The following is a 7,113-nucleotide window of genomic DNA, read 5'->3' as shown; positions in this document are numbered from 1 at the left end:
GGGCGCGCCAGTCGGCAGGGCGCGCCAGTCGGCAGGGCGCGCCGCGGCCCCGCCCGCCCCGCTCAGTCCGCGCCCGCGGCCCGCTTGGGGCGGCGGAGGCCCGCGGCCTTGAGGCGGCGCAGGAGTTCCTTGCTGCCGACCTCCTCCGCGCCCGCCCGTACCGCCTTCGCGTACAGCTCGCTCGGCACGTCGTAGTGGTCACGGTCGAAGCCCCGGCGCGGGGCGCCGATGCGGGCGGCGAAGGCGTGGAGTTCGGCGTAGGAGACATCGCTGACGAGGTGGGACCACAGGCGGCCGTGGCCCGGCCACGCGGGCGGGTCGATCAGGACGGCCATCAGAGGGTGGTGCCCAGCGAGCCCACGGGCGCCACCGCGACCGCCGTCTTGCCGCAGACCCAGTGCGGGTCGGGGCCCAACTCGGGCTCCACGTCGAGGGCGTGGAGGTCGCCGCCGGTGGTGCAGACGGGGCACAGCGGCCAGCGGCCGTACCGCTCCAGCAGGGCGTCCTGGACATCCTGGGCAACCAGACCGGCCACGTACGCGACGCCTTCCGGCCATTGCTCGACCCACCACCGCCGGTGCGCGATCGCGTCTTCGACCAGCGAGACGATGTCGGCGCGGGCCACCTCCCCCGCCGCGAGGTCGGCCAGGACGAGGGCGCGGGCCGCGTGCAGTGCCTGTTCGAGCTTCATGGGTCCCATTGTCACCTTTGCTTCCTCCCGCCGCCTGTTCGCTTCGTCCTGGGTCACGGTCCGCCGCGTCGTTCGCCCGGAGGGTTGACGGGCACCGTGGCCGGAAATAGTTTTCGCTGGTGAGTAGCGACCTGAAGGAAACTTTCATGCCTCCTCCACAGCCCGACGCCACACCACCCACACCACCCACACTCGCCCCACCCGCCCCGGCCGCCCTCGCCGCCAAGGTCCGCACGTTAGCCCCCTCCATGACCCGGTCCATGCACCGCGTCGCCGAAGCCGTCGCGGGCGATCCGGCCGGTTGCGCGGCGCTCACCGTCACCGGGCTCGCCGAGCGGACCGGCACCAGTGAGGCCACCGTCGTCCGCACCTCCCGGCTGCTCGGCTACCCCGGATACCGGGATCTGCGCCTCGCGCTCGCCGCGCTCGCCGCCCAGCAGGCCGCCGGCCGGGCCCCGGCCGTCACCGCGGACATCGCGGTGGACGATCCGATCGCCGACGTGGTCACCAAGCTGGCGCGGGAGGAGCAGCAGTGCCTCGCCGACACCGCCGCCGGACTGGACACCAGCCAGGTCGAGGCGGCCGTCTCCGCGCTGGCCGCCGCCCGCCGGATCGATGTGTACGGGGTCGGGGCGTCCAGCCTCGTCGGCCAGGACCTGGTCCAGAAGCTGCTGCGCATCGGGCTGATAGCCCACGCCCACGCCGATCCGCACCTCGCGGTCACCAACGCGGTCCAGCTGCACTCCGGCGACGTCGCCATCGCGATCACCCACTCCGGGCGCACGACGGACGTCATCGAGCCGCTGCGGGTGGCCTTCGAGCACGGGGCGACCACCGTCGCGATCACCGGACGGCCGAACGGCGAGGTCGCGCAGTACGCGGACCTGGTGCTCACCACCTCCACCGCCCGCGAGAGCGAGCTGCGCCCGGCGGCCATGGCCAGCCGGACCAGCCAGCTGCTGGTGGTGGACTGCCTGTTCATAGGGGTCGCCCAGCGGACGTACGAATCGGCGGCGCCCGCGCTCTCCGCGTCGTACGAGGCGCTCGCGCACCGCCACGATCCGCGCCCCGGGCAGCGCTGAGCCCGGCCGGTCCCGGGAATCGCTGAACCCGGCCGGTCCCGGGCACCGCCGAGCCCCGCCGGTCGCGCCCGCGCGCGCCCACCCCCGATACCCGTCACTGATTCGCCCGGTGACCGCCCTTCCAAGTCACCGTCACCCCCACCCTCACGCTGACGTACCGGAAAGAGCCGCTTCGCCATGACTACCGCCGACTCCGCACGGCTCCGCGCCCAGCTCGACACCCTGACCACCGAGGCGTTCCGCCCCGAACTCGCCGAGATCGACCGGCTCGAAACCCTCGAGATCGCCCGGATCATGAACGCGGAGGACGCCGCCGTCCCCACCGCCGTCGCCGGTCAGCTCCCCCGTATCGCCGCCGCCATCGACGCCATCGCCGCGCGGATGTCCCGTGGCGGCCGCCTCCTCTATACGGGCGCGGGCACCGCCGGACGGCTCGGGGTGCTCGACGCGAGCGAGTGCCCGCCCACCTTCAACACCCGGCCCGAACAGGTCGTCGGGGTGATCGCGGGCGGCCCGGACGCCATGGTGACCTCGGTCGAGGGCGCGGAGGACAGCGCGGAGCTGGCCGCCCGGGACCTCGACCGGCTCGGGATCGGGCCCGACGACACCGTGGTCGGCGTCTCGGCCTCCGGCCGCACCCCGTACGCCGTGGGCGCGGTCGAGCACGCCCGGCGGCGCGGCGCGCTCACCGTCGGGCTGTCCTGCAACGCCGGATCGGCGCTCGCCGCCGCGGCCGACCACGGCATCGAGATCATCGTGGGCCCTGAGCTGCTCACCGGCTCGACCCGGCTGAAGGCGGGCACGGCCCAGAAGCTGGTGCTCAACATGATCTCGACCATCACCATGATCCGGCTGGGCAAGACCTTCGGGAATCTGATGGTCGATGTGCGCGCCTCCAACGACAAGCTGCGGGCCCGTTCGCGGAGGATCGTCTCCCTGGCGACCGGCGCCTCCGACGAACGGATCGAGAGCGCGCTGGCGGCCACGGACGGCGAGGTGAAGAACGCGATCCTCACCATCCTGGGCGAGGTGGACGCCCCGACCGCCGAGAAGCTGCTCACCGAGGCACACGGCCATCTGCGCGCCGCCCTGGAGGCCGCCACGGGCTGACGCACGGGCCCGGACACGCCGTCGGGGCGGCACCCCTGGGAGAGGGTGCCGCCCCGACGTCTCGGACGGTACGACCGACCGGCGAACGAACGCGCCGAGTCGATCAGAAGTCCATGTCACCGCCCGGCATGCCGCCCGGAGCGCCCGCCGGGGCGGCCTTCTCCGGCTTGTCGGCGATGACGGCCTCGGTGGTGAGGAACAGCGCGGCGATCGACGCGGCGTTCTGGAGCGCGGAGCGCGTGACCTTGGCCGGGTCGATGATGCCCTCGGCGATCAGGTCCACGTACTCACCGGTCGCGGCGTTGAGGCCGTGACCCGGGGTCAGGTTGCGCACCTTCTCGACCACGACGCCGCCCTCGAGACCGGCGTTGACCGCGATCTGCTTCAGCGGGGCCTCCAGGGCCAGGCGCACGGCCTGGGCACCGGTGGCCTCGTCGCCCTCGAGCTCCAGCTTCTCGAAGACCGAGACGGTCTGGAGCAGGGCCACGCCACCACCGGCGACGATGCCCTCCTCGACGGCGGCCTTGGCGTTGCGCACCGCGTCCTCGATGCGGTGCTTGCGCTCCTTGAGCTCGACCTCGGTGGCGGCACCGGCCTTGATGACGGCCACGCCGCCGGCCAGCTTCGCCAGGCGCTCCTGGAGCTTCTCGCGGTCGTAGTCCGAGTCCGAGTTCTCGATCTCGGCGCGGATCTGGTTGACGCGGCCCTGCACCTGCTCGGTGTCGCCGGCGCCGTCCACGATCGTGGTCTCGTCCTTGGTGACCGTGATCTTGCGGGCGCGGCCGAGCAGGTCGAGACCGGCGTTCTCCAGCTTGAGGCCGACCTCCTCGGAGATGACGGTGCCACCGGTGAGGATGGCGATGTCGCCGAGCATGGCCTTACGGCGGTCACCGAAGCCCGGGGCCTTGACGGCGACGGACTTGAAGGTGCCACGGATCTTGTTGACGACCAGGGTCGCCAGGGCCTCGCCCTCGACGTCCTCGGCGATGATCAGCAGCGGCTTGCCCGACTGCATGACCTTCTCGAGCAGCGGGAGGAGGTCCTTCACGCTGCTGATCTTGGAGTTGACGATCAGGATGTACGGGTCGTCGAGCGACGCCTCCATACGCTCCATGTCCGTCGCGAAGTACGGGGAGATGTAGCCCTTGTCGAAGCGCATGCCCTCGGTGAGCTCGAGCTCGAGCCCGAAGGTCTGCGACTCCTCGACGGTGATGACACCTTCCTTGCCGACCTTGTCCATCGCCTCGGCGATGAGCTCACCGATCTGGGTGTCGGCGGCGGAGATGGAGGCGGTGGAGGCGATCTGCTCCTTGGTCTCCACGTCCTTGGCCTGCTCGAGAAGCTGGGCGGAGACGGCCTCGACGGCCTTCTCGATGCCGCGCTTGAGCGCCATCGGGTTGGCGCCCGCGGCGACGTTGCGGAGGCCCTCCTTGACCAGCGCCTGGGCGAGGACGGTCGCGGTCGTCGTGCCGTCACCGGCGACGTCGTCCGTCTTCTTCGCGACCTCCTTGACCAGCTCGGCGCCGATCTTCTCGTACGCGTCCTCGAGCTCGATCTCCTTGGCGATGGACACACCATCGTTGGTGATCGTGGGGGCGCCCCACTTCTTCTCGAGGACGACGTTGCGGCCCTTGGGGCCGAGGGTGACCTTGACGGCGTCGGCGAGCTGGTTCATCCCGCGCTCGAGGCCGCGCCGCGCCTCCTCGTCGAACGCGATGATCTTGGCCATGTGAAGTGGTCCTCCCAGAGACGGGGTGGATTGCTCCGGACCGCGCTGGCGCCCGCGACGGACGACCTGCCTGCCGCGCGGTTCCTTACCCCGCATGGCCTGGCGGGCCTCACCGACCCGGTCCTTCTGTCACTCTCAACGTCAGAGTGCTAACGCCAATGATTAGCACTCGGACCCATCGAGTGCAAGCGGCATTGCGCTCATGCGCCCTTGCGCCAAGCCGCTGATGATCAGCGCGGACACGCCGAAGGGCCCGTACCCTGTTCGGGACACGGACCCTTCAGACTTGTTCGTTCAGCTGCGTCGCGTCGGCGCGTCAGCCTACGGCCACGCGGACCATGTCGGCCTGCGGGCCCTTCTGACCCTGCGAGATCTCGAACTCGACCCGCTGGCCTTCCTCGAGGGTGCGGTACCCGTCCATCTGGATCGCGCTGTAGTGGACGAACACGTCCGCACCACCGTCGACCGCGATGAAGCCGTACCCCTTCTCCGCGTTGAACCACTTGACGGTGCCCTGAGCCATTCCTAACTCCCCTATTGCTGGCCCTTGCGCAGGACCGCACTCCGCGGACCCGGGTCAGACCTCACCCCCCGGATGTGGGGGGTGTGCGCCGGAACGCGTCGACCGCCGCTGAATGTATCCGTCCCAACGCCCTCTGCAACAGGTCAATCGGACGAGAATTCTGGGCACGGTCGAACGGTTAAAAGTGAGGAATTATGTGAAGTTCGGGCAAGCCGGGCCGGACATAAGGAACCAACCCGGCAATTCGTGCTCACACTTTACGCACAACTTGACGAGTTCTCATATGTGGCTCCGACCCCGGAGCCGTCGGGGAATCCGGGCAACTGTATCGCGATTCCACACACGGAATCGCCCCGTCCGGTTGTCCCCGGACGGGGCGATGCCAAAGGTGAGGAGGGGGACGCGGGGTCAGCAGCCGCCCGCGACCGCCGGGATGATCGAGATCCCGGCGCCGTCCGGGGTCGCCGTGGCCAGGCCGTCGGCGAAGCGGACGTCGTCGTCGTTGACGTAGACGTTCACGAAGCGGCGGAGCTTGCCGGTGTCGTCCAGGACGCGGGCCGAGATGCCCGCGTGGTTCTTCTCCAGGTCCGCCAGGACCTCGGCGAGGGTCGCGCCCTCGGCCGGGACCTCGGCCTGACCGCCGGTGTAGGTGCGGAGGATGGTCGGGATTCGGACGTTGACGCTCATGCGAGGCCAGCCTCTCGGAACGAGTCAAGGGTGGGGCGGATGATGGCGGAGGGACCCGTGGTGGGGGCCACCGCGTCGAGGGTCTTGAGGCCGTCGCCGGTGTTGAGCACGACGGTCGTCAGGGACGGGTCGAGCAGACCGTCCTCGATCAGCTTCTTGGTCACGCCGACGGTCACGCCGCCCGCGGTCTCCGCGAAGATCCCCTCGGTGCGGGCCAGCAGCTTGATGGCGTCGACGATCTGCTCGTCGTTCACGTCCTCCACCGCGCCACCCGTACGGCGGGCGATGTCCAGGACGTACGGGCCGTCCGCGGGGTTGCCGATGGCCAGCGACTTGGCGATGGTCCGCGGCTTCTGCGGCCGGACGACGTCATGGCCGGCCTTGAAGGCGGCGGAGACCGGGGAGCAGCCCTCGGCCTGGGCGCCGAAGATCTTGTAGGGCCGGTCCTCGACCAGACCGATCGCGATCAGCTCCTTCAGCCCCTTGTCGATCTTGGTGAGCTGGGAGCCGGAGGCGATCGGGACGACGATCTGGTCCGGCAGCCGCCAGCCGAGCTGCTCGCAGATCTCGTACGCCAGGGTCTTGGAGCCCTCGCCGTAGTACGGCCGCAGATTGACGTTGACGAAGCCCCAGCCCTCGCCCGCCGGGTCGCCGATCAGCTCGCTACAGAAGCGGTTGACGTCGTCGTAGGTGCCCTCGATGCCGACCAGCTCACCGCCGTAGACCGCGGCCATGACGACCTTGCCCGCCTCCAGGTCGTGCGGGATGAAGACGCAGGAGCGGAAGCCCGCGCGGGCGGCCGCGGCGCCCACCGCCCCGGCGAGGTTGCCGGTGGAGGAGCAGGAGAGGGTGGTGAAGCCGAAGGTGCGGGCGGCCTGGACGGCGATGGCGACGACCCGGTCCTTGAAGGAGTGGGTCGGGTTCCCGGAGTCGTCCTTGATGTGCAGCTCACCGGTCACGCCGAGCTCACGGGCGAGGTGGTCGGCCTTGACCAGCTGGGTGAAGCCGGGGTTCAGGCTCGGCAGATCCGCCACGTCCGCGGGGACGGGCAGCAGCGGGGCGTAGCGCCAGATGCTGTTCGGACCCGCCTCGATCTGCCGGCGCAGCCCCTCCGGGTCGCCGGCCGGGAGCTCGTACGCGACCTCGAGGGGCCCGAAACAGGCCTCGCACGCGAAGATCGGACCGAGCTCGAAGCGCTCACCGCACTCCCGGCAGGACAATGCGACCGCGGGGCCGAAGGCACCGGAGGTGGAGGAGGTCGTTGAGCTTTCTACTGACTGCACAGCCATGG

8 protein-coding genes are annotated in these 7,113 nt (G+C 70.5%); 2 read left to right on the top strand and 6 right to left on the bottom strand.

All coding sequences use genetic code 11. The annotated features are described in order from the left end of the window. Positions 1-62 precede the first annotated feature (62 nt). Together ABD329_RS27205 and ABD329_RS27200 are read right to left on the bottom strand one after the other, a co-directional pair. Positions 63-335: a DUF4031 domain-containing protein gene (locus tag ABD329_RS27205; protein ID WP_138915104.1), complete on the bottom strand. Its 273-nt coding sequence runs from the start codon at positions 333-335 to the stop codon at positions 63-65. Beyond that, positions 335-691 (bottom strand): hypothetical protein, encoded by a 357-nt coding sequence (locus tag ABD329_RS27200; protein ID WP_198279992.1) that lies wholly within the window; start codon positions 689-691, stop codon positions 335-337. The genes ABD329_RS27205 and ABD329_RS27200 overlap by 1 nt, the downstream gene beginning before the upstream one ends. A gap of 119 nt (positions 692-810) precedes the next feature. Between ABD329_RS27200 and ABD329_RS27195 the strand changes: the two genes are divergently transcribed. Together ABD329_RS27195 and murQ are read left to right on the top strand one after the other, a co-directional pair. Further along, a complete protein-coding gene (locus ABD329_RS27195) occupies positions 811-1,773 on the top strand; it encodes a MurR/RpiR family transcriptional regulator (protein WP_425574383.1) in 963 nt (320 codons plus the stop codon). 177 nt (positions 1,774-1,950) lie between these two features. Further along, complete coding sequence (gene murQ / locus ABD329_RS27190; RefSeq protein WP_198279543.1) at positions 1,951-2,883, top strand: N-acetylmuramic acid 6-phosphate etherase; 933 nt, start codon at positions 1,951-1,953, stop codon at positions 2,881-2,883. 103 nt (positions 2,884-2,986) lie between these two features. On the opposite strand, the gene groL is transcribed toward murQ, so the two are convergent. From groL to thrC, 4 genes are all read right to left on the bottom strand, one after another. After that, on the bottom strand, positions 2,987-4,612 hold the full coding sequence (gene groL, locus ABD329_RS27185; protein ID WP_086885898.1) for a chaperonin GroEL: 1,626 nt from the start codon (positions 4,610-4,612) through the stop codon (positions 2,987-2,989). A gap of 316 nt (positions 4,613-4,928) precedes the next feature. After that, a complete protein-coding gene (locus tag ABD329_RS27180; protein ID WP_009716982.1) occupies positions 4,929-5,135 on the bottom strand; it encodes a cold-shock protein in 207 nt (68 codons plus the stop codon). 408 nt (positions 5,136-5,543) lie between these two features. Then, positions 5,544-5,822 carry a MoaD/ThiS family protein gene (locus ABD329_RS27175; protein WP_037960442.1) on the bottom strand — a complete coding sequence of 93 codons (279 nt, stop codon included), beginning with the start codon at positions 5,820-5,822 and terminating at the stop codon, positions 5,544-5,546. After that, complete coding sequence (thrC, locus tag ABD329_RS27170; RefSeq protein WP_198279544.1) at positions 5,819-7,111, bottom strand: threonine synthase; 1,293 nt, start codon at positions 7,109-7,111, stop codon at positions 5,819-5,821. Before thrC ends, ABD329_RS27175 begins: the two co-directional genes overlap by 4 nt. Positions 7,112-7,113 lie beyond the last annotated feature (2 nt).

Origin of the sequence: Streptomyces javensis, assembly GCF_039525925.1 — a bacterium.
GTDB lineage: Bacteria > Actinomycetota > Actinomycetes > Streptomycetales > Streptomycetaceae > Streptomyces > Streptomyces asiaticus.
This window is presented reverse-complemented; position numbering and strand designations above follow the sequence as displayed.

Excerpts from the sequence above, each read along its gene's own strand:
- ABD329_RS27175 (WP_037960442.1), bottom strand. The coding sequence starts at position 5,822 with ATGAGCGTCAACGTCCGAATCCCGACCATCCTCCGCACCTACACCGGC.
- thrC (WP_198279544.1), bottom strand. The coding sequence starts at position 7,111 with ATGGCTGTGCAGTCAGTAGAAAGCTCAACGACCTCCTCCACCTCCGGT.
- ABD329_RS27180 (WP_009716982.1), bottom strand. The coding sequence starts at position 5,135 with ATGGCTCAGGGCACCGTCAAGTGGTTCAACGCGGAGAAGGGGTACGGC.
- groL (WP_086885898.1), bottom strand. The coding sequence starts at position 4,612 with ATGGCCAAGATCATCGCGTTCGACGAGGAGGCGCGGCGCGGCCTCGAG.
- ABD329_RS27205 (WP_138915104.1), bottom strand. The coding sequence starts at position 335 with ATGGCCGTCCTGATCGACCCGCCCGCGTGGCCGGGCCACGGCCGCCTG.
- ABD329_RS27200 (WP_198279992.1), bottom strand. The coding sequence starts at position 691 with ATGAAGCTCGAACAGGCACTGCACGCGGCCCGCGCCCTCGTCCTGGCC.
- murQ (WP_198279543.1), top strand. The coding sequence starts at position 1,951 with ATGACTACCGCCGACTCCGCACGGCTCCGCGCCCAGCTCGACACCCTG.